22 protein-coding genes and 1 pseudogene are annotated in these 22,999 nt (G+C 60.7%); 11 read left to right on the forward strand and 12 right to left on the reverse strand.

The genetic code is table 11. From position 1 onward, the window contains the following. Window positions 1-14: 14 nt before the first annotated feature. The 8 genes from K5E80_RS07080 to K5E80_RS07115 all read right to left on the reverse strand — a co-directional run bounded on the left by K5E80_RS07080 (window position 15) and on the right by K5E80_RS07115 (window position 8,068). Window positions 15-2,000 carry an alpha-amylase/4-alpha-glucanotransferase domain-containing protein gene (locus tag K5E80_RS07080; RefSeq protein ID WP_220635493.1) on the reverse strand — a complete coding sequence of 662 codons (1,986 nt, stop codon included), beginning with the start codon at window positions 1,998-2,000 and terminating at the stop codon, window positions 15-17. Next, on the reverse strand, window positions 1,997-3,688 hold the full coding sequence (locus K5E80_RS07085) for a glycoside hydrolase family 57 protein (RefSeq protein ID WP_220635494.1): 1,692 nt from the start codon (window positions 3,686-3,688) through the stop codon (window positions 1,997-1,999). Before K5E80_RS07085 ends, K5E80_RS07080 begins: the two co-directional genes overlap by 4 nt. Before the next feature lie 128 nt (window positions 3,689-3,816). Beyond that, entirely contained in the window at window positions 3,817-4,695 is an 879-nt protein-coding gene (locus tag K5E80_RS07090) for a M48 family metallopeptidase (RefSeq protein ID WP_220635495.1), read from the reverse strand. A gap of 490 nt (window positions 4,696-5,185) precedes the next feature. Then, window positions 5,186-5,548 (reverse strand): 50S ribosomal protein L19, encoded by a 363-nt coding sequence (gene rplS, locus K5E80_RS07095; RefSeq protein ID WP_220635496.1) that lies wholly within the window; start codon window positions 5,546-5,548, stop codon window positions 5,186-5,188. A 67-nt stretch (window positions 5,549-5,615) separates the two neighbouring features. Beyond that, the gene (gene trmD, locus K5E80_RS07100) at window positions 5,616-6,365 is read right to left on the reverse strand and encodes a tRNA (guanosine(37)-N1)-methyltransferase TrmD (RefSeq protein WP_220635497.1); all 750 of its coding nucleotides are present in this window, start codon (window positions 6,363-6,365) and stop codon (window positions 5,616-5,618) included. 12 nt (window positions 6,366-6,377) lie between these two features. Then, complete coding sequence (rimM, locus tag K5E80_RS07105) at window positions 6,378-6,881, reverse strand: ribosome maturation factor RimM (RefSeq protein WP_220637257.1); 504 nt, start codon at window positions 6,879-6,881, stop codon at window positions 6,378-6,380. 13 nt (window positions 6,882-6,894) lie between these two features. After that, entirely contained in the window at window positions 6,895-7,152 is a 258-nt protein-coding gene (rpsP, locus tag K5E80_RS07110; protein ID WP_220635498.1) for a 30S ribosomal protein S16, read from the reverse strand. A gap of 100 nt (window positions 7,153-7,252) precedes the next feature. Then, window positions 7,253-8,068 (reverse strand): YihY family inner membrane protein, encoded by an 816-nt coding sequence (locus K5E80_RS07115; RefSeq protein ID WP_220635499.1) that lies wholly within the window; start codon window positions 8,066-8,068, stop codon window positions 7,253-7,255. Between the two features lie 565 nt (window positions 8,069-8,633). Between K5E80_RS07115 and mutL the strand changes: the two genes are divergently transcribed. From mutL to miaA, 3 genes are read left to right on the forward strand one after another with little or no spacing between them, the layout of a single operon-like run. Then, window positions 8,634-10,418, forward strand: a complete 1,785-nt coding sequence (mutL, locus tag K5E80_RS07120; RefSeq protein WP_220635500.1) for a DNA mismatch repair endonuclease MutL — start codon at window positions 8,634-8,636, stop codon at window positions 10,416-10,418. A gap of 6 nt (window positions 10,419-10,424) precedes the next feature. Further along, window positions 10,425-11,135, forward strand: coding sequence for a PaaI family thioesterase (locus K5E80_RS07125; protein WP_220635501.1), 711 nt, complete (start codon window positions 10,425-10,427; stop codon window positions 11,133-11,135). After that, a complete protein-coding gene (gene miaA, locus K5E80_RS07130) occupies window positions 11,132-12,082 on the forward strand; it encodes a tRNA (adenosine(37)-N6)-dimethylallyltransferase MiaA (protein ID WP_220635502.1) in 951 nt (316 codons plus the stop codon). The genes K5E80_RS07125 and miaA overlap by 4 nt, the downstream gene beginning before the upstream one ends. Before the next feature lie 64 nt (window positions 12,083-12,146). On the opposite strand, the gene K5E80_RS07135 is transcribed toward miaA, so the two are convergent. Together K5E80_RS07135 and purM are read right to left on the reverse strand one after the other, a co-directional pair. Beyond that, window positions 12,147-12,602, reverse strand: a complete 456-nt coding sequence (locus K5E80_RS07135) for a hypothetical protein (RefSeq protein WP_220635503.1) — start codon at window positions 12,600-12,602, stop codon at window positions 12,147-12,149. A 105-nt stretch (window positions 12,603-12,707) separates the two neighbouring features. Beyond that, window positions 12,708-13,738: pseudogene (gene purM, locus K5E80_RS07140) on the reverse strand (phosphoribosylformylglycinamidine cyclo-ligase). Window positions 13,739-13,873: 135 nt separating this feature from the next. Here purM and hda point away from each other — a divergent pair. From hda to panD, 8 genes are all read left to right on the forward strand, one after another. After that, window positions 13,874-14,548, forward strand: a complete 675-nt coding sequence (gene hda, locus K5E80_RS07145) for a DnaA regulatory inactivator Hda (RefSeq protein ID WP_220635504.1) — start codon at window positions 13,874-13,876, stop codon at window positions 14,546-14,548. Beyond that, window positions 14,545-15,210, forward strand: coding sequence for a histidinol-phosphatase (locus tag K5E80_RS07150; protein WP_220635505.1), 666 nt, complete (start codon window positions 14,545-14,547; stop codon window positions 15,208-15,210). The genes hda and K5E80_RS07150 overlap by 4 nt, the downstream gene beginning before the upstream one ends. Before the next feature lie 51 nt (window positions 15,211-15,261). Next, entirely contained in the window at window positions 15,262-16,632 is a 1,371-nt protein-coding gene (gene pcnB, locus K5E80_RS07155) for a polynucleotide adenylyltransferase PcnB (protein WP_220635506.1), read from the forward strand. Beyond that, the gene (gene folK, locus K5E80_RS07160; protein WP_220635507.1) at window positions 16,629-17,117 is read left to right on the forward strand and encodes a 2-amino-4-hydroxy-6-hydroxymethyldihydropteridine diphosphokinase; all 489 of its coding nucleotides are present in this window, start codon (window positions 16,629-16,631) and stop codon (window positions 17,115-17,117) included. Before pcnB ends, folK begins: the two co-directional genes overlap by 4 nt. A gap of 17 nt (window positions 17,118-17,134) precedes the next feature. After that, window positions 17,135-17,482 (forward strand): DMT family protein, encoded by a 348-nt coding sequence (locus K5E80_RS07165; RefSeq protein ID WP_220637258.1) that lies wholly within the window; start codon window positions 17,135-17,137, stop codon window positions 17,480-17,482. 219 nt (window positions 17,483-17,701) lie between these two features. Then, window positions 17,702-18,517: a 3-methyl-2-oxobutanoate hydroxymethyltransferase gene (gene panB / locus K5E80_RS07170; protein ID WP_220635508.1), complete on the forward strand. Its 816-nt coding sequence runs from the start codon at window positions 17,702-17,704 to the stop codon at window positions 18,515-18,517. Further along, complete coding sequence (gene panC / locus K5E80_RS07175; protein ID WP_220635509.1) at window positions 18,517-19,344, forward strand: pantoate--beta-alanine ligase; 828 nt, start codon at window positions 18,517-18,519, stop codon at window positions 19,342-19,344. The genes panB and panC overlap by 1 nt, the downstream gene beginning before the upstream one ends. Before the next feature lie 114 nt (window positions 19,345-19,458). Further along, a complete protein-coding gene (panD, locus tag K5E80_RS07180; protein WP_220635510.1) occupies window positions 19,459-19,842 on the forward strand; it encodes an aspartate 1-decarboxylase in 384 nt (127 codons plus the stop codon). Between the two features lie 58 nt (window positions 19,843-19,900). Here the strand turns inward: panD and K5E80_RS07185 are convergent, their stop codons facing one another. Together K5E80_RS07185 and K5E80_RS07190 are read right to left on the reverse strand one after the other, a co-directional pair. Next, complete coding sequence (locus K5E80_RS07185) at window positions 19,901-22,084, reverse strand: heavy metal translocating P-type ATPase (protein WP_220635511.1); 2,184 nt, start codon at window positions 22,082-22,084, stop codon at window positions 19,901-19,903. Beyond that, window positions 22,077-22,790 carry a sulfite exporter TauE/SafE family protein gene (locus K5E80_RS07190; RefSeq protein WP_425514532.1) on the reverse strand — a complete coding sequence of 238 codons (714 nt, stop codon included), beginning with the start codon at window positions 22,788-22,790 and terminating at the stop codon, window positions 22,077-22,079. The genes K5E80_RS07185 and K5E80_RS07190 overlap by 8 nt, the downstream gene beginning before the upstream one ends. Window positions 22,791-22,999 lie beyond the last annotated feature (209 nt).

Here is a 22,999-nt window from a genome sequence, read left to right on the forward strand (position 1 = left end):
TGGTTTCGTAAATTTTACAATGCGTGAGGGAGGTATTCGAGCACGACAATCATTTCCCGGCTGCAATTGTTGAGCGGCCAGTATAAAGTCAGTTCGACCCCCTGCATGATCTTCTCGAAACCGGCCTCGGACTGGGACACGGTGTAATAAGGCCGGGCACTGATTGATGCCGGCGGAAAACTCAAGCATAAAGCGCCGGCAAGAACACTGTCGTCGAGAATCAGTTTTGTCGCCGCATCGAGTTTCAGCTCCTGGCCGAAGCCGCAGGGGATGCTGCCGTCGGCGAGAATATAGCGGCCGGAGTAACCGTCGCAACTAGGCATGGCGATATTGAGCTGCGTCTCGAAGCGCCCGCTCAATCCTTCGCAACGATAGCGGACACTCAGGCGGCTGCCTGACACGGCGTAGTGTTTCTCGACGCGCCAGCCGTTGCCGTCGAGCACAAAGTCACCAGCGGCGCCGCTGGACTGATAGGCATCGAGCACATGGTGCCCACAGGTATCAATGAACGACGCGCGCGGACGACTGTCAGGCACCAGATCGCCGGGGCCAATCTCATGGATGAAGGCGACGCGGTCATGGGCGGAGGCGATGCCCTCATGTTTGGCGTGAGGCTGCTGGGCCGGCCCGATCTTGTCGTGATAGGCCTCATCGATGCGGCGCAGCGTGTCGCCGAAGTTGTGGCCGGCAGCATAGGCGGAAAGTTCGATCAGCGCGGCATTGCCGTCGTCGCGCACCACGGCCTGGAGCGCCTGACTGCGCAAAAACATCTCACCGTACCCATCGAGGTCAACATCGCGGCGTTCCACGGCCGGGCGCAACGCCACACCATCCAGGTCGGCTTCGAGGGCAAGCAGGTTGTTCCACACGGCGCGGCGCAGATGCGGCAGATAGAGGCCGCCAAATAAACCATGCCAGTAGGCATCATTGGCTTGGGCGCGATGCAGGCTCTCCTGCATCCGCAGCGTGCGGGCCGCTTGCGGCAGGCTGGCGAGCCGGGCAGACTGCTCCAGCATGCGCTTGTGCATCCAGTTGGCTTCCGGAAAACGGGAAAAAAAGTTGCGCCAGATGCCGCCGCGCAGGTAAGATTTGTCGTCGTCATAGCGACCGGCGGCTTTTTCCTGTTCCACCAGTCGGTGGAAGGCGCGCGCCGCCGGTGCCGGCAAGGTCCATTCGTTCATCTCGATATAGGAGGTGGTGGGCAGATAAACGATGCCGCGCGTGGCATGGACGCGATGGTAGTCGGCATAGGTCGCGGTGCGGATCAGCTTTGATCCCAGCACGCCCTCGATGAATTGCGTCAGCCAGCCTTTTTCATACACCCATTCATAAGTCTCCGGCCAGATGCCGAACTTCTCGATGTCGTCGAAATAGATGGCGGCGCTTTGCCCTTCGCGTGCAAGTCGCTCCAGCCAGGCCACGGCCTCGGTCGCCGACGAAAACGGCAGCCGGTAACGGGCCTGTTCCGAGATGGGGAAAAGATCCAAGGTGCGGCCGTCCTCTTCGGTGGTCCAGAAACTGCCGAGCTTTTCGGGCGGCTGGCCGGCACAGAAAAAATGGTAATCGTCCACGGCCACATAACGAATGCCGCAGTCCACCAGGGCCGGCACCACCGAGGACTCCCATACCCGCTCGGTCAGCCATGCGCCTGCGGGGCGCTGGCCGAAGTGACGCTCGATCTTGTTCGACAGGGTTTCGATCTGGCTGATGCGATCACGTTGCGGGATGGCGGCCAGCACCGGTTCGCAATCGCCGGAGCCGAACCATTCCACCTGGCCGCGCTGCGTCATCGCCTTCAGCCGCTCCATGTCATCCGGGTAGCGTTGCATGAGCACATCAAGCAACCAGCCGGAGAAATGCACACTGAAACGGAACGTCGGATAGCGCTCCAGGGTTTGCAGGAACATCCGGTAACAACGCAGGTGCGCTTCCTCAATGACCGCGGGGAAGTTGCCCACCGGCTGGTGGGCATGGACGCCAAACAGGAGGGCGATGGTCATCGGTCGGCAAACTCGCTGGCGCGGCGCATCGTGCCATCTTGCGCTGCTTCGCTGCCGCGGGAAAGCGCTACTTCCAATTGCGCTGGGGGCGACAGTTTGAGCAAGTGGTAGAGATTGGCAAGGTTGCGGCGAAAGAGGCGGTCGAAGTTGGCGACCGCCTGGGACGGGTTGTAATCGCCGAACCACCAGAACCAGTCGGAGCTTTCGCAGATCGCAAGTTGCGCCTCGGCCGCGGCCGTTTCCCTTGCGTCCAGCCTGCCGCTACCCAACACCATGTCGTAGCTCTGCTTGGCAGCGCAGAGCAAATCCCAGGCGCGGTTCTTGTCGGCATTGCCGATCCAGGTAGACAGCGTGCCGTACACCCAACTGCCCGCCACCAATCCGGGCAATGCCGCGGGCGTCATTTTGTCCGCATGCGCAAGCCAACCGGCATAGGTATTGGTGTGGATCATCGGATATTCCTCAAGCAGGCCGTAAAGATCCTCGAAGAAATAGTAGCCGTTGTAGGGATAGTGTTCCCAGGCATTTTCTCCGTCGAGAATGACGCTGACCAGGGGATTTTCCCCTTCCGGGGCACCGGCATGTATTGCCTCCAGCTGTCCGATGAAATGGCGCGCGGCGTCGCGGCCATGCCATTTGGCATATTCGAAACCGATCAGGTCGGACAGCCGTTCGTCGCGAAAGAACAGCGTAATGCCGGGCGCATCATCGAGCCGCCAGGGCCGGTAGGCGGCGTACTTTTGCTCGATCTTGTGCCGCGCCAGGCTGTTTTTCAGCACTCCCTCGCCGCTGGCGACCCAGCGGCACTGGGCGCTTTCCAACTGCTTGACGAACACGGTGGATAGCGCGCCCTCCGCCGGCCACAAGCCAACCGGCGCGGCGCCGAAGCGCCGCGCATGGGAAGCCAGTGCCGCCTCGACATGGGCGGCGACGCGGCCGCGTCCACCCGGATAAACCGCAGCCGCGGGCAGGCGTGCATCGGGCAGGCTTTCCCGCGCCGACTGAAAATCCAGCAACAGCGGCGCCAGCGGGTGGGTGCCGGGGGTAGCGGAGAGTTCTATCTGCCCCGCATCCTGCAAGGCCCGGTAGCGCGGCACGATACCTTTCACCACGCTGCCGATCAAATCCAGCAGTTGCCGCCGCTCGCCAGCGCTATAGCCTCCGCCACGGCTCATCAATCGCACCGGCAGCGCGTATTCGCGGCGCACGCTCTCGCCGCACCAGACCAGGTGATACCAGGTGACGAGGTCGGTGAAATAGGCGCCGGAGAGATAAGCCTGCCCGGCCTCGTCTCCCCGGGTAAGCAGCGTGTAGACATCGTGCAGGCGCTGGTAATGGGGGAATGGCGCCAGCATCGTCGCATGGTTGTTGCGGAAACAGGTCTCCAGCAATAGCCGGCGATCGGCGCCGCTAATCTGCTCAGGATCCGGTTCCGCCAGCAGTCGCAGCAGCGGGTCGCGAAAACAATCGCTGGCGAACTGATCGCAGTAGTCATCGATCTGGTCGAGCAGCACCGGCACGAAATTGACCACGGCGCGAATTTTCGGATGCCGCTCCAGATGCGCGGCCATGTCACTGTAATCCTTCAGCGCATGCAGATAAACCCAGGGCAGCACGAATTCACCGCTGATATGGTCGCGGTAGTCCGGTTGATGCATGTGCCAGAGAAAGACGAGATCAAGATGCATGGTTAACTCGGGTAAATATTGTTCTGTTTACCTGCCGGGCCGAGGACATTATGCCGCCAATTTCCTTTTCCGCTCAGCCGGCTTGTCCATCCGCAGAGAAATCGCTTGCCCGCTTGACAAAGGTCAGCTTATTTATTTTTACTGCCAGTCTGCACATCAATGACGCGCTCATTGGCCGGGGTCGCGGTCCATGCACGCGAAGGCGGCGCAGTTTTTCTCGCCTGCCGGTAATAGACCGCCATCTCGGGTTCCAGCGCCTGCAATGCCTCGATGCGCTTGGGCGAAGCCGGGTGGGTGCTCAACCAGTCGAACTTGGCGTTGTTGCCGCTCTCCCTGAGCATCTTTTCCCATAACGTCACGGCCGCATGCGGATTGTAGCCAGCCTTCGCCGCAAGTTCGATGCCAAGCCGGTCGGCCTCATCCTCATCGCGGCGGCTGTGTGGCAGCAATAGTCCCAAATCGACCAGGCTGCGCAGGCCCGGCTGATCGGGCGAAGCCCCTGCCGCCACGCCGAGCAGGGCCACCCCGATGTTGGTGGCCTGCTTTTCCGCCATCTGCTCGCGGCTGTGCTGCAGCAGGGCGTGCGAAATTTCATGTCCGATCACGGCGGCAAGCTCGTCGTCGCTGGGTTTTATTTTTTCGATCAAGCCGGTGTAGACCGCCATCCTGCCGCCCGCCATGCAAAAAGCATTGACGGTCTTCGCCTCGTCGATGATCTTGACGCTCCACGCCCAATTGCGCGTTTCGGGACGATAGTCCACCGCCTGGTCGATCAGCCGGTCCGTGATCAGTTGCACGCGCGCATTAAGTTTTTCGTCCGTGCTGATCCGGCCCTTCTTCCCAAGCTCGCCCATCTCGGCCTGGTAGGCCTGCGCGGAGCGGGCAATGGCCGTTTCTTCGGACACGCCAAGAACAAACTGATCGCGCCCGGTAATGGGATTCGTCGCGCAGGCGCCCAACAGGCACAACAACAGCATCGATGGCACGAGAATATCGCGCTTGGTCATAGTTCCTCCGCAGGGCCGCCCCAAGGAGGAACAGCCAGTACATGAAGCGGGCATGGCCCGCGAACAATCGTCGTCACCGCCCTTGGGGCGGGGGATGAGGGGTGGGTAGTCATGTTCCCTCCGCATCGAACGGCAAGTGCAAATGAAAACGGGGCGCCCCGGTTCCCCAAGGCGCCCCGTTCCGACTTCTGTGATCCCGATCAGTTCGAACGGGCGGTGAGCTTTTGGTTCCGGCATCACGCCTGCTACGCAGGCATGAGCCTACTCTGAAAACTCACGCCTTCGGCTCCGAGCTTTTAGTTCCGGCATCACGCCTGCCACGCAGGCATGAGCCTACTCTGAAAACTCACGCCTTCGGCTCCGAGCTTTTAGTTCCGGCATCACGCCTGCCACGCAGGCATGAGCCTACTCTGAAAACTCACGCCTTCGGCTCCGAGCTTTTAGTTCCGGCATCACGCCTGCTACGCAGGCATGAGCCTACTCTGAAAACTCACGCCTTCGCCGTGAGTTTTTCCTTGATGCGGGCCGACTTGCCGGAACGCTCGCGCAGATAATACAGCTTGGCGCGGCGCACCGAACCGCGACGCTTGACTTCGATGCTGGCGATCAGCGGCGAATAGGTCTGGAAGGTACGCTCGACGCCTTCACCGGACGAGATCTTGCGTACGATGAAGCTGGAGTTGAGACCGCGATTGCGGCGGGCGATGACGACGCCTTCGAAGGCCTGGACGCGCTTGCGCTCGCCTTCGACCACATTCACATTGACGATCACGGTGTCGCCGGGAGCAAAGTCCGGCACCTTCTTGCCGAGGCGTTCGATTTCCTCTTTTTCAATCTCTTGAATCAGGTTCATGTCATTCCCTTCTGTCATGGCCGGTGGCCTTTCGTGCAGAGCAGGAGGTTCCTGGTACACGAGTTTGTTAATTGCGCTCGCGCTTGAATTCCTCAAGCAGTTGCGCCTCTTCACTGCTCAGGCCGCGTTGTCCCAGCAACTCGGGACGCCGCAGCCAGGTTCGCCCCAGCGCCTGTTTCAGGCGCCAGCGCCGAATCTGCTCGTGGTTGCCGGACAACAGCACATCCGGCACCCGCATTCCTTCATATTCCTCCGGCCTCGTGTAGTGCACGCAATCGAGCAAGCCACCGACAAACGAGTCCTCCAGCGCCGAGGCGTCGTCGTTCAACGCCCCCGGCAACTGCCTGACGCAGGCATCGATCAGCGCCAGCGCCGCGATTTCGCCGCCCGAGAGCACAAAATCGCCGATCGAGATTTCCTCATCGACGCAGCGCTCGATCAAGCGCTCATCAATGCCTTCGTAGCGGCCGCAAACCAAAACCGCCCCGTCGCTGCTCGCCAGCTCGCACACCTTGCGATGCGTGAGCGGCACACCCTGCGGCGACAGGTAAATCACTTTCGCTGTTACGCCTGCCGCATCACGCGCCGTCTGCGCCGCCTGAATTGCCTGCTCCAGCGGCGCTGCCAGCATCACCATGCCGGGTCCGCCACCGTAGGGCCGGTCATCGACGGTGCGATGATTGTCGGTCGCCCAGTCGCGCGGATTCCAGCAACGCAAGGCCCACAGTTTTCTTTCCAGCGCCCGCCGCGAAATGCCCGATTCGGTCACCGCGGAGAACATTTCGGGGAACAGCGTGATGGCGTCAAAGCGCAGCATTACGCAACCCCGTCACCAGTCCGCCTGCCAGTCGACCGTCATGCATCCACCGGCTATATCAACTTTTTTAACCACCTGCTCGACGAAGGGTAGCAAATGCTCCTTATCTCCATCGCACAGCTTCAGTACATTGTTGGCGCCGGTCTCGATCAGCGTCTCGATCAACCCGAGTTGTTCGCCTTGCAGGTTTATCACCCGCAAGCCGATCAGATCGGCCCAGTAATACTCGTCGTTTTCCGTTGCCGGCAACTCTTCGCGGGGCGCCGCGAAATACCAGCCCGCCAATGCTTCGGCAGCTTCACGCGAATCGACACTCTCAAGCTTTGCCACCCAACCGCCACCATGTTGCCGCAGACCGCTCAACTTTGTGGCACTCCACTGCGTCTTGTCGCCGTCCGCGGGCGCCAGCCACCATTGCGCCATGTGTCGCCAGCTGGCTGGATCGTCGCCGAAAGGATGCAGGTGCAGCCAACCCTTCACGCCGTATGGGGTTACCAACCGCCCCAGAACGACCATGGCGGACAACGTCTTAAGCGGGAATCCTGGCGGCGTTGTACTGCTTGACCAAACGCTCGGCGGTGGGCGACAGCTGTGCGCCCTGGCTTTGCCAATAGCCGAGACGCTCGGTATCCACTTGCAGAGCCTGCGCAGCGCCGGATGCCACCGGATTGTAGAAGCCGATGCGTTCGACAAAGCGGCCGTCGCGGCGATTGCGCGAGTCAGCCACCACCATGTTGTAGAAGGGGCGCTTTTTGGCACCGCTACGGGCGAGACGAATGACAACCATGTCGTTCCCTTGAATTCGAAAAAAGGGCGCAATTATAGGAGGAAAAGCACCGCGAAACAAGCAAATAAGTCGAATACGAAAACGCCGGTCAGGCCGGCTTCTAGCGGCGGCCCCCTGGCATCACGCCACCCAGATCAGCCGTCATCATGGCACCGACCAGTATCACGCTCCAGGACAGGTAGAGCCAGAGCAGGAATACCGGGATCGCGGCAAAAGCGCCGTACATCGCCCGATAGTTGCTGTCCCCCACGATATAGCCGGCGAACACCCAGTGCAGCCCGCTAAAACCCGCGGCCGCCAGCAGGCCGCCCATTAGGGCATGCCTCCATACAACGGGGCGATTGGGGAGCTTCCAGTAGATCAGGGCGAAGATGCCGGTGATGAAAGCGAAAGACAGCAGCTTGAATACGGTAGCGGTCAGCGAGCGCCATTCCTCGACTAGCCCCAGCGACGCGCCGGCAAGGTAGGTAGTGATGGCGAAGCTGCCGCCGAAGATCAGGGGGCCGAAAATCAACGCCAGCAGATGCATGGCAACACGTTTTGCCAGCGGACGACTCTCCCTGACATTCCAGATGCCGTTGAAGGCATGCTCGATGGTCAGCATTTGCACAATCGCCGTCAGCGCCAATGCACCCAATCCGATCCAGGTCAGACGCTGGGCCTTGAGGGCAAACTGACTGACGTAATTGGCGATAATGCCTCCAGCCTTGTCCGGCAGCAAATTGCTCATCAGCAATTTTCGAATTGACGCCGCAATCGCGTCCGCCAGGGGCAGGTGCGAGAGTACTGCTGCCGCCACCGCGATCATCGGCACCAGCCCGAGCAGCGTCGCGAACGACAGCGCTGCTGCAGTCTGCGAATACTGCCCGGAGAGAAAACGCCGGATCAGGCGGAACGGCAGGGTCAGCAGGTGCATAGGATCGAAATGGGAAAAATGTGGGTGACATTGGATTATGCCGCGACTCGGGCATATCTCTTATTGTTATAGGGAGACCGTATTCGAGTTAAATTTCATAAGAGTACTTGTATGGCATGGTCGTCACAATAGCACGAACACCCCCTTCTGCGCCGCCGAGCGGAGGAAGGTTCGCCGGGGAAAGTCCGGCGTCGCTGTCCAAAGCCGAAGGCTAGTTTGCAACGCCGGCCCAGCGAACTTTTCGCAGCGAGGGGTGAGCCCGGGGTTTCGTAAGGCCAACTGCGGCCTTGCGCCGCGCGAACGGGCGAGCCTCTGGCGAGCCCTCCGCCGACCGTAGTGAGGCTGGTGGAGCGGGGCGTGCTTGTTTGCCTACTTTATTGCACGAGCAATAAAGTAGCCGCCCGCCGGGACGAGTCCCGGCAAAAGTATTAACCCCTCTCCTCTGTCCCCTCTCCCGCAAGGGGCGAGGGGAAACTCTGCATTTATGTTTGTGCGGTTCTATACCTGAGGCTTTCACGATGACGAACCCCATAAAGCCATAGCGTCGAGCCTCTATAATCCCCGCATGCCCCGCATCCATCCCCTGCCCGAGCTTCTTGTCAGCCAGATCGCCGCCGGCGAGGTAGTCGAACGGCCGGCCTCGGTGTTGAAGGAACTAGTCGAGAATAGTCTTGATGCAGGGGCGACACAGATCGACATCCAGTTGCACGAAGGTGGCGTGCGGCTGATCCGCGTCACGGACGACGGGGTCGGCATCGATAGCGACGACCTGCCGCTGGCGCTGGCGCGTCATGCGACGAGCAAGATCGCCAGTCTTGACGATCTGGAACGCGTCGTCAGCTATGGTTTTCGCGGCGAGGCGCTGGCTTCGATTGCTTCGGTCTCGCGCCTGTCGGTCACCAGCCGGCCGCAAGGCGCGGCGCATGCGATGCGGCTGCGTAACGACGCGGATACAACGGAACCTGCGGCACTCTCGTCTGGCACGGTCATCGAAGTAGCCGACCTGTATTTCAACACTCCGGCGCGGCGCAAGTTCCTCAAGACTGAAGCCACCGAATATGCGCATTGCAGCGATGTACTGCAACGCATGGCGCTGGCCAATCCGGCGGTCGCCTTCACGCTTTCGCACAACAATACAGTGCGTCACCGCTATGGTCCTGGTGACGAGGAAAGCCGCACGCGCACATTGCTTGGCGACGACTTTTTTGCCCATGCGCGACGTGTCGATGTTGCAGCCGGCGAACTGCGCCTCACCGGTTTTGCGGCGTTGCCGGCCTATTCGCGTAGCGGTCGCGACGAACAGTATTTCTATGTCAATGGCCGCTTCGTGCGCGACAAGCTGCTGATGCATGCGGCGCGCGAGGCCTATGCCGACATCCTGCATGGGACGCGGTATCCGGCCTATGCGCTGTTTCTCGAACTCGACCCGGCTGAAGTGGATGTGAACGTTCACCCGGCCAAGATCGAGGTGCGCTTTCGTAATGCGCGCGGCATCCATCAGTTCATTTTCCATGCGCTGCAAAGAGCTCTGGCGGCGCCCATCGGCTCCCAGGCAATTGACATGGGCGCGGAGAGTTCAACCGGTCTTCGACAGGGCTCTCCTGAGCAAGGTCAAAGGGCTCAGCCCGAACGGAATTATTTCGCAGCACCGCAGCAAGCCTCGCTCGCCGTCGCCGAACAAAACCCGGCGGTCTATCTGGAGTTTGCGCGTTCGGCATTCGATACACAACGCGCGGCTCCGTCCCTGTCGCATCCTGAACACGAGGCCGCCCCGCTCGGTTATGCCATTGCGCAGTTGCGTGGCGTCTATGTGCTGGCGCAGAACCGGGCCGGGCTGGTGCTGGTGGACATGCATGCGGCGCACGAACGCATTCTCTATGAGCGCCTCAAGCGCCAGCTTGATGCCGGCCCGCCGTCGACGCAGCCGCTGCTGGTGCCGCTGTTGCTTGCCGCCAGCGCAGCAGAGATCGCCACTGCGGAAGAACATGCGGAGACATTGCCTCAGCTCGGTTTCGAGATCGCCGCTGCCGGGCCGCAGCAACTCGCGGTGCGCGCAGTGCCGGCACTGCTGGCCGCGGGTGACTTGCCGACGCTGATGCGCGCACTACTGGCCGACCTCAAGGAATTCCCCGCCAGCCGCGTCATCGAGGCACGACGCAACGAACTGCTCGCCACCATGGCCTGCCACGGTGCGGTGCGAGCCAATCGCTCGCTGACGCTGCCGGAAATGAATGCCCTGCTGCGCGACATGGAAGCGACCGAACGCGCCGACCAGTGCAATCATGGGCGGCCAACCTGGGTGCAATTGTCGATGAGTGAACTCGACAAACTTTTCATGCGCGGACGTTAGCGACCGATGTCAAACCATCATTCCCCCGTAGACGACCACCAGGTCAGAATCAGCGACTCGCCCGAGATACCTCCTGCCATCAACGACAACTGGCAGGCGCGGCGGGAATTGGCTGACGCCTTGCGCAGGCTGAATATGGCAATGTTGACCGCCGACGCGCCAACCGGACAATTGCGCGCCGTGGCCGCCGTTGTTCACACCGAAGCAGCTCGCATCGAAGCGAATGAGCGGGTTTACGGACGCAAGGCCCTGAGCAATCTGTATACCTCCCGGCAACAACAAAACCCTGATCTGCTCCATGAAATGAGTCCCGCTTCCGGCTGGAGCAACGCCGTCGCGCCGGGAATGCACATCTGGCGCGAAGGCGAGCGCGTGCACGCGCGAGTCACCCCGGACTGGAGCCATGAAGGACCGTTTGGCCATTTGCATGGCGGAGTGATCGCCTTGCTCTTCGATCATGTGCTTAGCATCGGTCAGCGCATGGTAGGCAGCATCGGCCATACCGGCACGCTGACGATTCGCTACCACCGCCCGACGCCGATCAATAAACCCTTGCGCATGGTGGCTGATGTCAAACGCATTGAAGGCCGCAAGAAATTCATGGCGGCCGAGCTCTGGGCCGATAACGCGTGTACGGCGAGCTGCGAAGGAATTTTTATTGCGAGCAGGAATGCATTGCCGCCTGCATCCCCCGAACCGGATAAAGCCGACACTTGAACAAGCCGGAGCAAACATCCCCGCCGGCAGTGCTTTTGCTCGGCCCCACGGCCAGCGGCAAGACCGCGCTGGCGATGGAGCTTGCCGATCGATTGCCGCTGGAAATCGTCAGTGTCGATTCGGCGCAGGTATTCATCGACATGAATGTCGGCACCGCCAAGCCGGATGCCGATACGCTGCGCCGCTATCCGCATCACCTGATCGACCTCATCACGCCCGAACAGCGTTATTCCGCCGCGCGCTTTCGCGAGGATGCCCTGGCGGCGATGGACGACATCACGGCACGCGGCCGCATTCCGCTGCTGGTCGGCGGCACCATGCTCTATTTCAAGGCACTGCGCGAAGGATTGGCCGACTTGCCCGAGGCAAACGCACAGCTTCGGGCCGGCATCGACCAAGAGGCCGCCGCCAAGGGCTGGCCCGCCCTGCACGCAGAACTGGCGCGGCTCGACCCGGCCAGCGCCGCCCGACTGAAGCCCACCGATGCACAACGCATACAGCGCGCGCTTGAAGTGGTGCGGCTCAGCGGCAAGCCGCTGGATCATTTTTTCTCGCGCCAGCAGGCATCGCCGCTGCCCTACCGGCTGCTCGGTTTCGGCCTCATGCCCACGGAGCGCGGCTGGCTGCATGAGCGCATCGCGCAACGCTTCGGGCAGATGCTGCGGGAAGGACTGGTCGAGGAAGTGCATGCGCTGCGCGCCCGCTACCGGCTCGACGCCGGCCTGCCTTCGATGCGCTGCGTCGGCTACCGTCAGGTCTGGGAAATGATTGAAGGCCGCCTGCCAGCGGCGGAACTGCGCGAGCGGGGAATTTTTGCCACGCGTCAGTTCGCCAAGCGGCAAATCACCTGGCTGAAAAGCTTCAGCGACATCGAACTGCTGGATTGCCAGAAACCCGGTTTGGCGGCGTCAATGGCCAACTCCATCGAACGCTTCGCTGCCGAATAATGAACCACAGATTAACGTCTGCGGGAAATCCGGCACCGCAGACGTTTTATCGATGTACCGCAAATCAGTTGTCGTGGCCCTTGCCATGACCTCGGCCCTTGCCATGACCGCGGCCAGGGTTGCCGTCATCGCCGCGTCCGCGCATTTCATCGCGGCCCCGATCGCCATGATGCTCATGCTCATATCTTTCGCGATAGCGCGGCACGTAAACATTGTTGTACCAGCTGTCCTGCACAAAATAGACGGGCCGGCCGCAGGCATTGTATTCGGCGCAGTGCTTGCGCCAGTGTTTGGCATGTCCGGGCGGCACCCGCAGGTACATCGGCTCCACCACCACGCCCATCGGCACGGGCTGAATCACGACGGGCTGAGGATATATCAATGCCGGCGCGGGAAAATCGCCGATGTCGATGTGGCCGTAGAAGCCCGGCTGACCCACCGTGACCGAAACGCCCACATCGGCCGCATATGCCGGGATCGCGGCAGCGAAAACAACCGTCGTCAAAATACGCTTGATCATGTTTAGTCTCCCTTCACTCAGATAGGGCCGTTTGACCGATATGGCCGCAACCCGTATTCACAGTAACGAACGAGCTATCGCAAACCAAGGAACTGTTACACGACTTTACACTACAACGGTCTGCGCCTGGCCTGGCTGTCGCGTTTCAATGCGGCCGATGCGATAGACCGTTTCGCCCGCCGCGGTCAGCAATCCCATTGCGCTGTGCGCATCGGTTTCCGCCACCACGACCGCCATGCCAATGCCACAGTTGAAGACGCGATGCATTTCCGCTTCGGCGACCTGCCCTTCCCTTTGCAACCACTGGAACAGCGGCGGCAGCGGCCATGCCGATTTTTCAAGAATCGCCGTGACATTTTCCGGCAATACGCGCGGCACATTCTCGACCAGTCCGCCGCCCGTGATGTGCGCCATACCCTTGACCGGCAGGGTTTCCATCAGTTTGAGCAGCGGCTTCACATAAATGCGCGTCGGCGCCATCAGCACATCGCGCAGGGGCTTGCCATAAAAATCCGCATCCATGTCTGGGTTGCCACGCTCGATAATCTTGCGCAGCAGCGAATAGCCGTTGGAGTGCGCACCGCTGGAAGCCAGGCCCAGCACCGCGTCGCCGGGCCTGATAGTGCTGCCGTCGATGATTTTCGATTTCTCCACCGCGCCCACGGCAAACCCGGCGAGATCGTATTCACCATCCGGATACATGCTTGGCATTTCGGCGGTTTCGCCGCCGATCAGCGCACAACCCGCCAGCTCGCAGCCCTGGGCGATGCCCTTGATCACGTCGGTGGCGGTATCGACATGCAGCTTGCCGCAGGCGAAGTAGTCGAGGAAAAACAGCGGTTCGGCACCCTGCACCAGGATGTCGTTCACGCTCATCGCCACCAGATCCTGGCCCACGGTGTCGTGCTGGTTCAGATGAAAGGCGAGTTTCAGCTTGGTGCCGACGCCGTCGGTACCTGACACCAGTACCGGCTCCTTGTATTTTTGGAGATTTCGAACAAGGCACCGAAACCGCCGATGCCGCCCAGCACTTCGGGGCGCATGGTGCGGCGGGCCATGGGTTTGATGCGCTCGACCAGCGCGTCGCCGGCATCGATGTCGACTCCGGCATCCTTGTAGGTCAGCGGCGTGCTCATTTGAATTGAATTCCTTGGGTGGGCGGGCTAAAGTGTCGCCCTTTGTGTCACCTTCGCGGCGGCGACAGCCGCTCCGGCACTGCGCCGGAAGCTGCGAATTTTACCGGAAAGCCACCCCTCCCGACCCATTGACGAATGTCCGTCCGTAACGACCAGTTGCTGCTCCAATTACGTCCCGAAGGCGAGCCGACGCTGGACAATTTCGTCGTCGGCGCGAATCGCGAACTGATCGATCGGCTGCGCGCCTTTGCCGGCAGCGACCAGCTTTACCTATGGGGCGCAGCAGGATCAGGACGCAGCCATCTGCTCGCTGCCCTGGCTCGTCGCCGCCCATCACTCCGCCTTGAAGCATCCCAGGTCAGCGACGATATCGAGATTGCCGACGATGCGCTGTTGGTGATCGACGATATCGACCAACTCTCCGCCGCTGCACAGGGCGGCCTGTTCCGCATTTTCATCGCGGCGCGCGAAAAACACATTGCACTACTGCTCTCCGGTCCGCTGCCACCGTTGCAACTTAATCTGCGCGAGGATTTGCGCACCCGCATCGGGCAGATGCTGATTTATGAAATCAAGGGCCTTAGCGACGACGAGAAAACCACCGCACTGCGCCACTATGCGCAACAACGCGGTTTGCCGCTGGACGATGCCGTGCTGCGTTACCTGCTGCTGCATTGCCGCCGCGACCTGCCCTCGCTGCTTGCCACCATCGACCGGCTTGACGAAATCTCGCTCGCGCGGCAACGCCCGCCGACGCTGCCGCTGCTACGTGATCTGATGTCTGAAACCCGACAAACGGAAATTAAATGAAGTTAGCATTATTTGACCTGGATAACACTTTATTAAGCGGCGACAGCGATTTCGAATGGGCGCAGTTCCTGATCTCGCGTGGCGTGCTCGACCGCGAAGTGCATGAAGCGGAAAACCTGAAGTTCTACGAACAATACAAGGACGGCACGCTCGATATCCATGCCTTTCTCGATTTCCAACTGGCGCCGCTGGCCCGTCACACGCGCACGGAACTCGATGCCTGGCATGTACAGTTCATGGCCGAGCGCATCCTGCCCATGATCTGCGACAAGGCGCGGCAACTGGTGCAACACCACGCCGATGAAGGCGCACTGATAGCCATTGTCACTGCCACCAACAGTTTCATCACGGCGCCGATCTGCCGCGAATTCGGCATTCCGCACCTGATCGCGACCATTCCCGCGGAACTTGGCGGCCAATTTACAGGCAAGGTGGAAGGCATACCTTCCTTCAAGGAAGGCAAGATCGTGCGTGTCGAAAGCTGGCTCAAATCACTGGGCCACGACTGGCACAGCTTTAGCAGCAGTTATTTCTACAGCGATTCGCACAACGATCTGCCACTGTTGCACAAGGTGAGTCATCCGGTAGCCGTCGATCCGGATGACACCCTGCGCGCGACTGCCCTCGCCGCCGGCTGGCCTGTGATCAGCCTGAGAAGTTGAGCCGTTCCGGTATCATGGCCGCCTCTTTTTAATGCAACTCCTCCTTCCCACATGATTCGCAAGTTGTTGCGCCGCGTTTTCCGCCGCGATGTCGCCTCGCCCGGCCGTCCGGTCGTAATCCCACTGTCCCGTCACGGCATTCGCCGCGACCATGTCTCGTCGGCGGCGCGCCGCACTTGCGAAGGACTGCAACAGGCCGGCTTCAAGGCCTATGTCGTCGGTGGCGCGGTACGCGACCTGATCGCCGGCATTGAACCCAAGGATTATGACGTTGCCACCAATGCCACGCCAGACCAGGTGCGCGGCCTGTTCCGGCGCTCGCGCATCATAGGCCGCCGCTTCCAGATCGTGCATGTGATGTTCGGCCCCGAGACCATCGAGGTATCCACCTTCCGCGCCGCCCATGACGAGGACACGCTTAAGGATGAACATGGCCGCGTGCTGCGCGACAACGTCTGGGGCAACATCGCCGACGACGCGGCGCGGCGCGATTTCACGGTGAATGCGCTGTATTACGATCCGGCGGCCGAGACTGTGATCGATTATCACCATGGTGTCGCCGACCTCAAGGCGAAAACGCTGCGCATGATCGGCGACCCGAAAACGCGCTATCGCGAGGATCCGGTGCGCATGCTGCGCGCCATGCGGCTTTCGGCCAAGCTTGGTCTCAGCCTCGACCCCGCCGTGCGCGCACCGATCCGCGAGATGGCCGATCTGATCGAGAACGTGCCACCGGCGCGGGTGTTCGATGAAATGCTCAAACTGCTGTTCTCGGGTCATGCCGTGGAATGCGTCAAGCGTCTGCGCGCAGACGGCCTGCACCACGGTCTGCTGCCGCTGCTCGACGTGATTCTCGAACAGCCGCTGGGCGAAAAGTTTGTGATGCTTTCTCTTGAAAGTACGGATGACCGCATCCGTGCCGGCAAGACCACTTCGCCTGGCTTCCTCTTCGCCACCCTGCTCTGGCACGAGGTGCTCGCCAATTGGCAAGCGCGCAAGGCCAAAGCTGAAACACCGATACCTGCACTCCATGATGCAATGGACGAGGTACTTGACCAGCAGGGTGAAAAGCTTGCCATCACGCGCCGCATCGCCGGCGACATCAAGGACATCTGGGCGCTGCAACCGCGTTTCGACAAGCGCAGCGGCAAGTCGCCCTGGCGCCTGGTCGATCAACCGCGCTTCCGTGCCGGTTATGATTTTCTGGTGCTGCGCGCGCAAAGCGGAGAGATTCCCCAGGAGCTGGCCGATTGGTGGACCGAATTCCAGGATGCCAGCCACGAACGCCGCACAGCCATGCTGCTGACCGATACCGCAGCGAAAAAACCGCGTCGGCGCAAGCCGCGCAGCAAAGGCAACAATGCGACCACCAATGACAATCCGGTGACGCACGCCGGGCCGACAGGAGACAATGGCCAATGACGCGCGCCTATATCGCATTGGGCGCCAACCTCGGCGACCCTGTCGCCACGGTGCGTGCCGCCATCGAAGCCCTGCGCGATCTGCCACATAGCCAGTTGCTTGCCGTATCGTCGCTGTATCGCACGGCGCCGGTCGGCCTGCGCAATCAGCCCGACTTCATTAATGCCGTCATATCCGTCGAGACGCAACTTGATGCACGAGAACTGCTCGATGAACTGTTCGTCATCGAGGCGCGCTTCGGCCGCCATCGCAGCGTGCCCAATGCGCCGCGCACATTGGATCTCGATCTGCTGCTGCATGGCGAAACCGTGAGCCACGATCTCCAATTGACGCTGCCCCACCCGCGCATGCACGAGCGCGCCTTCGTGCTTGCACCGCTCGTGGAAATTGCGCCCGATATCACAATACCCGGTCGCGGCCTGATTCAAATCTGGCTGGCCCGCTGCACGGATCAGCAGATCGAAGTCCTGAGCGTGACGGCATGACCCAGCTTCTTTTGTCCATGCCGGTATTGCTGCAAACCGCCCTCCTGCTCATGCTGTCGAATGTTTTCATGACATTTGCCTGGTATGCGCATTTGAAAAATCTCGGCGGCAAGGCTTGGTGGATTGCTGCACTGGCCTCGTGGGGCATTGCATTGTTCGAATACCTGCTGCAGGTACCCGCCAACCGCATCGGCCACAGCGAACTTTCGCTCGGCCAACTCAAGATCCTGCAGGAAGTCATCACGCTGACCGTGTTCGTGCCGTTCGTTCTGCTCTATATGCGTGAGCCGCTCAAGCTCGACTATCTGTGGGCGGGACTGTGCATTCTGGGAGCTGTTTACTTTATTTTCCGTAGCAATGCTTAACCACATTTCCACAATTTATCGGCCCGCCCAAAGGGGAATGGTTGGGCCCATTCCCCTCTCCCGTCCCAAGGCTCGCCCTGCATGGCTCGCCCGTCTCGGCGGCGCAAAGCGGTGCTTTGCGAATTCCCGCCTCAATCCCCCAGGGCAGGGGCGACTTATCTGCGCCCGCGTTGCGGGCGAAAGGTATATTGTTGTTTTCGCTCACGACGGAGCAAGCTTATGACCTACCTGGCCAGCAACAAGCCAATCACACTGCCCGAATTCGCGCGCATGAAGCGCGAGGGCGAGAAGATAGCGATGCTCACCGGCTATGACGCCAGCTTTGCCGCGCTCGAAGACCGCTGCGGCGTGGACGTCATTCTGGTCGGCGATTCGCTCGGCAACGTCATCCAGGGCAAAACCTCGACGCTGCCGGTGACGATGGAACACATGGTCTATCACACCGAATGCGTTGCCCATCAGGCGCTACGGCCGATGGTGGTAAGCGATCTGCCTTTCGGCGCCTATCACGAGTCGCAGGAGCAGGCAATCCGCAATGCCGGCCGCCTGCTCGCTGTCGGCGCGGAAATGGTCAAGCTCGAAGGCGGCGAGGTCATGGCCGAGACGGTGCATTTCCTCACCGCGCGCGGCGTGCCGGTCTGCGCCCACATCGGCCTCACGCCGCAGTCGGTACATGCGCTTGGCGGCTACCGGGTGCAGGGCCGCGACGAGGCCGGCGCAGCGCGGATGAAGAATGACGCGCTCGTCCTCGAACAGGCCGGAGCGGCATTGATGGTGCTGGAGATGGTGCCCGCGGCGCTGGCCGGCGAAATATCAAAAATGCTTACTGCCTGCGCCACCATCGGTATCGGCGCCGGCAAGGACTGCGACGGCCAGGTGCTGGTGCTCTATGACATGCTGGGGCTATACCCCGGCAAGAAGGGCCGCTTCGTCAAGGATTTCATGGCCGAGGCGCAAAGCATCGAAGGCGCTGTCAGCGCCTATGTCAGGGCCGTCAAGGACGGCAGTTTCCCCACTCCCGAACACTCCTACTGATGCAAGTTCACGACACCATCGCCGCGCTGCGCGCAGCGCGCAAGTCCGCCCGCCGCGTTGCCCTGGTGCCGACCATGGGCAATCTGCACGAAGGCCACATCGCACTGATGAAACAGGCACGCGAACATGCCGACACGGTGATCGCCACCATTTTCGTCAATCGTCTGCAATTCCGCCCCGGCGAGGATTTCGACAAATATCCGCGTACTTTCCAGGCCGATTGCGAAAAACTCAAGGCGGCCGGTGTCGATCATCTGTTCGCACCGAACGAAGCCGAGATGTACCCCGAGCCGCAGGGCTACCATGTTCATCCCCCCGCTGCCCAGGCCGACATCCTCGACGGTGAATTCCGCCCCGGCCATTTTGTAGGGGTTGCCACAGTCGTGATGAAGCTGTTCCAGATCGCGCAACCTGATGTCGCGCTGTTCGGCAAAAAGGATTATCAGCAGTTGATGATCCTCCGCAATATGGCGCGTGAATTGAATCTGCCGATTGAAGTCATCGCAGGCGAAACTATTCGCGCGGCTGACGGCCTCGCCTTATCCTCACGCAATGGTTATCTTTCGGCAAAAGAGCGTGCCGAAGCCCCAAAATTATTTGAGGCCTTAACTAAAGTTATAGAAAAAATCCGTGGCGGAAATCACGATTTTCCGCAGCTGGAGCGGGATTCAATCGAGTTTTTGAGGTCAAGAAACTGGCTGCCGGATTATGTTGCAGTACGCAAAAAAAGTGATTTACAATTGCCGACCGCTCACGAATCCGGATTGGTGGTGTTGGCCGCGGCGCGTTTGGGTAGCACGCGCCTCATCGACAATCTGGAAGTTTAGGACACCGCGATGCGCTCAGGCCGGCGATGTCCAGCAGCAGTGAAGCAACAGAGGAGGACACCATAATGTCCGTATTTGAACTCGACGCCTTTGCCTGAGAAGGAGCGAACGAAAATGCAACGAACAATGCTGAAATCAAAGCTGCACCGTGTCACCGTAACACAGGCGGAACTGCACTACGAAGGTTCCTGCGCCATTGATGATGATCTGCTTGATGCTGCTGACATCAAGGAGTACCAGCAGATCGAAATCTGGAACGTCAATAACGGCAGCCGCTTCACCACCTACGCCATCCGCGCCGAACGCGGTAGCGGCACCATTTCCGTCAATGGCGCCGCCGCCCGCCTTGCCGCTCCCGGCGACCTGCTCATCATCGCCACCTTCGCCAGCTACAACGAGATCGAACTGCAAAAGTTCGAACCCGATCTGGTCTATGTCGATGCGCGCAACCGCATCATCAACCGCAAGCACCGCATTCCCGCTCAAGCGGCCGCTTAACACGGCAAGCCGGCACAAAGCGAAAGGCCCACGAAACAGCGGGCCTTTCGCTTTTTTGTCATCTACCAGGTTTCCAGCGCCGCAACAGCAGTGAATTACTCACCACCGAAACCGAACTCGCCGCCATCGCGGCCCCCGCCACCACCGGGTTAAGCATGCCCAGCGCTGCAAGCGGAATGCCGAGCACGTTGTAGATGAAGGCGAAGAAGAGGTTCTGGCGGATCTTGCGCAGCGTTGCCCGCGACAGCATGATCGCGTCGGCAACGCTGTTGAGGTCGTTCTTCATCAAGGTGACGTCGGCGGCCTCCATGGCGACATTCGTGCCAGCGCCCATGGCGAAGCTGACATAGGCCGCCGCCAGCGCCGGCGCATCATTGATGCCGTCGCCCGCCATGCCGACGCGCCTGCCCTGCTCGCGATAACGCGCAATGACCGCCGACTTGTCGCCAGGCAGGGTTTCCGCCTCGATATGGATTATGCCGGCTTCATGCGCGACCGCTTCGGCAGTAGCGCGATTGTCACCAGTCAGCATGACCACCTCGACCCCCATCGCGGCAAGCCGCTCCACCGCCTGCCGCGAAGTGGCGCGCAGGGGATCGCGCACGCCGATCACACCAATGATGGAATTATTGCTCGCCACTGCCACGACGCTGCATGCTGAACTCTGCAACGGCTGCACCAGTGCTGTGTCGAGCGAAATACCCAAGGCATGCATATACGTTGGTGAGCCAACGCTGATTCGCCTGCCATCCACATCGCCGCTGACGCCCTGCCCCGCCTCTGCAACGACCTGACCGGGTAAAACGAGAGCCAAACCCGATACCTCCGCGCGGCGAACGATCGCCGCCGCCAGCGGATGGCTTGACGATTGCTCAAGGCTGGCCGCCAGCCGCAACAGCTCATCAGTCGATATCCCGCTTGCTGGCAGGAGATGCGTTACTTCCGGATGCCCCTCGGTCAGGGTACCGGTCTTGTCGACACAAAGCGCTTCCAGCTTTTCGGCCAGTTCCAGGGCTTCGGCATTGCGGATCAATATTCCGGCGCGGGCGCCAAGGCCGATACCGACCATGAGCGCAGTTGGCGTTGCCAACCCCAGGGCACAAGGGCAGGCAATCACCAGCACAGCAACAGCGTTGATCAGCGCAAGGGAAAGCTCATGACTATAGAACCAACCGCCAACAAAAGTCAGCGCCGCAATGGCGCACACCGTTGGAACAAACACTGCCGCAACGCGATCGACCAGTTTTTGCACCGGTGCCCGCGAGCCCTGCGCCTCTTCCACCAGGCGAATGATGCCGGCCAGCACCGTCTGCTGGCCGACGCCAGTGGCTCGAAAACGCAGCAGGCCACTGCCGTTCACCGTCGCGGCAAATACGCGGTCACCGGTCTTTTTCGCTACCGGTGCGCTTTCGCCTGTCAGCATGGCTTCGTTGACATGGGATACGCCGTCGATGATCTCTCCGTCCACCGGCACGCTTTCGCCCGGACGGACGATCAGGATATCGCCCGGAATCAGGCTGGCCACTGGCACTTCGCTCAGTTGTCCCTCTCGTTCCAACCATGCGGTTTTCGGTTGCAGGCCGATCAGTCCTTCGATCGCCGCCGAAGCCCGCGCCTTGGCCCGCGCTTCGAGAATCTTGCCGAGCAGTACCAGCGTAATGACGGCCGCCGACGCCTCGAAATAGACATGCAGATTATGCAATCCGGTAACGGTGACCACGGCGCTGAACAACCAGGCCATGCTGGTACCGAGCGCGACCAGCACGTCCATATTGCCGCTGCCGCTCTTCAGCGAATACCAGGCGCCGACGTAGAAACGGCTGCCGACCCAGAATTGCACCGGCGTCGCCAGCACAAGTTGCAGCCAGCGCGGCAGCAATTCATCATGGCTGCCGCTGCCGAACATGATGAACATCTGCCCCAGCAAAGGCAGCGTCAGCGCAGCCGACAAGATGAATACTTTCAACTCGCGTCGATAGGCAGCGAGGCGCTCGGCCTTTTCTTTTTCACGCGTATCCGGCGTTGACACCGCCGCACGGTAACGGCCGAGTTGCGCCACGGCCGCAATCAGCTTGTCAACATTGGCGTGGTCTGGCCGATAGCGGACATAAGCCTTCTCGCTGGCAAAGTTCACCACTGCCTCGACGCCGTCGACCTCATTTAGCGCCTTCCCGATTCTTGCCGCGCAGTTGGCGCAGGTCATGCCTTCGATGGCCAGTTCTACAGTTTGTGCTTCAGACATGACAGGCAATCCCTTCCCACAAACGGCCACCCAGCGTAGTCGCGTTGACCAGGCCGAATATGCCAAAGCCGAATACCAGCAGACCTGAAACGATGCGTACTGGCGCCGCCTGCATCCGGCGCCGGAAACGCGCCAGCAGCATGCCGGCCAGAAGAAGATTGGGCAGCGTACCGAGGCCAAAGGCAAGCAGCGTCAAGGCACCGCGCCAGGCGGAGCCGGTAAACAAGGCCATTGACAGCACGCCATAGACCAAACCGCAGGGCAGCCATCCCCACAGCATGCCAAGTGGAAAGGCTTGCTTGACGGAACTTACCGGCAGGAAATGACTGCTAAGCGGCTGGATACGCGGCCACAGCCATTTGCCGGCCTTCTCAACGAAAGCCGCAGCCCCCGTCACCCCGAGCAGGTAGAGTCCCATTGCGAGCAGCATCAGGTTGGCCGCGACATACAACACCATCTGCACCGGCAGCGCATGATTCAGCAGCAGGCTCAGGCTGCCCAGCTCTCCCATAACGGCGCCCGCCAGGGCATAGCTGGTCAGGCGTCCGGCGTTGTAGGTCAGATGCAGGGGCAAGGTCGGCTTCCGTTGCGGCATCTGCATCGACAACGCCGATACGATGCCACCGCACATGCCGACGCAGTGCGTACCGCTCAACAGACCGATAAAAAAAATCGCGAGAAATCCGGAATTGGACAAATGCGCCACCCTCTGGCATGCAAGGTAAAACTACGATAATCGAAACCCACCGATTTTGCTGTCGCGAAAATCAGATTATCCAGGAACAGCAGCATGTCTTTGGGATATAACAGATATTTGCCGAACACAGAACAGACGGTATCGCAAAAGGAGATGGGAACGTATAATGAGAGCGTTCGGCTGATCATGCCCAATCACAGTACGTGCTGCCAGCTACG

Source organism: Georgfuchsia toluolica (assembly GCF_907163265.1).
Classification (GTDB): Bacteria; Pseudomonadota; Gammaproteobacteria; order Burkholderiales; family Rhodocyclaceae; genus Georgfuchsia; species Georgfuchsia toluolica.

Excerpts from the sequence above, each read along its gene's own strand:
- K5E80_RS07080 (WP_220635493.1), bottom strand. The coding sequence starts at position 2,000 with ATGACCATCGCCCTCCTGTTTGGCGTCCATGCCCACCAGCCGGTGGGC.
- K5E80_RS07085 (WP_220635494.1), bottom strand. The coding sequence starts at position 3,688 with ATGCATCTTGATCTCGTCTTTCTCTGGCACATGCATCAACCGGACTAC.
- K5E80_RS07090 (WP_220635495.1), bottom strand. The coding sequence starts at position 4,695 with ATGACCAAGCGCGATATTCTCGTGCCATCGATGCTGTTGTTGTGCCTG.
- rplS (WP_220635496.1), bottom strand. The coding sequence starts at position 5,548 with ATGAACCTGATTCAAGAGATTGAAAAAGAGGAAATCGAACGCCTCGGC.
- trmD (WP_220635497.1), bottom strand. The coding sequence starts at position 6,365 with ATGCTGCGCTTTGACGCCATCACGCTGTTCCCCGAAATGTTCTCCGCG.
- rimM (WP_220637257.1), bottom strand. The coding sequence starts at position 6,881 with ATGGTCGTTCTGGGGCGGTTGGTAACCCCATACGGCGTGAAGGGTTGG.
- rpsP (WP_220635498.1), bottom strand. The coding sequence starts at position 7,152 with ATGGTTGTCATTCGTCTCGCCCGTAGCGGTGCCAAAAAGCGCCCCTTC.
- K5E80_RS07115 (WP_220635499.1), bottom strand. The coding sequence starts at position 8,068 with ATGCACCTGCTGACCCTGCCGTTCCGCCTGATCCGGCGTTTTCTCTCC.
- mutL (WP_220635500.1), top strand. The coding sequence starts at position 8,634 with ATGCCCCGCATCCATCCCCTGCCCGAGCTTCTTGTCAGCCAGATCGCC.
- K5E80_RS07125 (WP_220635501.1), top strand. The coding sequence starts at position 10,425 with ATGTCAAACCATCATTCCCCCGTAGACGACCACCAGGTCAGAATCAGC.
- K5E80_RS07135 (WP_220635503.1), bottom strand. The coding sequence starts at position 12,602 with ATGATCAAGCGTATTTTGACGACGGTTGTTTTCGCTGCCGCGATCCCG.
- hda (WP_220635504.1), top strand. The coding sequence starts at position 13,874 with ATGTCCGTCCGTAACGACCAGTTGCTGCTCCAATTACGTCCCGAAGGC.
- K5E80_RS07150 (WP_220635505.1), top strand. The coding sequence starts at position 14,545 with ATGAAGTTAGCATTATTTGACCTGGATAACACTTTATTAAGCGGCGAC.
- pcnB (WP_220635506.1), top strand. The coding sequence starts at position 15,262 with ATGATTCGCAAGTTGTTGCGCCGCGTTTTCCGCCGCGATGTCGCCTCG.
- folK (WP_220635507.1), top strand. The coding sequence starts at position 16,629 with ATGACGCGCGCCTATATCGCATTGGGCGCCAACCTCGGCGACCCTGTC.
- K5E80_RS07165 (WP_220637258.1), top strand. The coding sequence starts at position 17,135 with ATGCCGGTATTGCTGCAAACCGCCCTCCTGCTCATGCTGTCGAATGTT.
- panB (WP_220635508.1), top strand. The coding sequence starts at position 17,702 with ATGACCTACCTGGCCAGCAACAAGCCAATCACACTGCCCGAATTCGCG.
- panC (WP_220635509.1), top strand. The coding sequence starts at position 18,517 with ATGCAAGTTCACGACACCATCGCCGCGCTGCGCGCAGCGCGCAAGTCC.
- panD (WP_220635510.1), top strand. The coding sequence starts at position 19,459 with ATGCAACGAACAATGCTGAAATCAAAGCTGCACCGTGTCACCGTAACA.
- K5E80_RS07185 (WP_220635511.1), bottom strand. The coding sequence starts at position 22,084 with ATGTCTGAAGCACAAACTGTAGAACTGGCCATCGAAGGCATGACCTGC.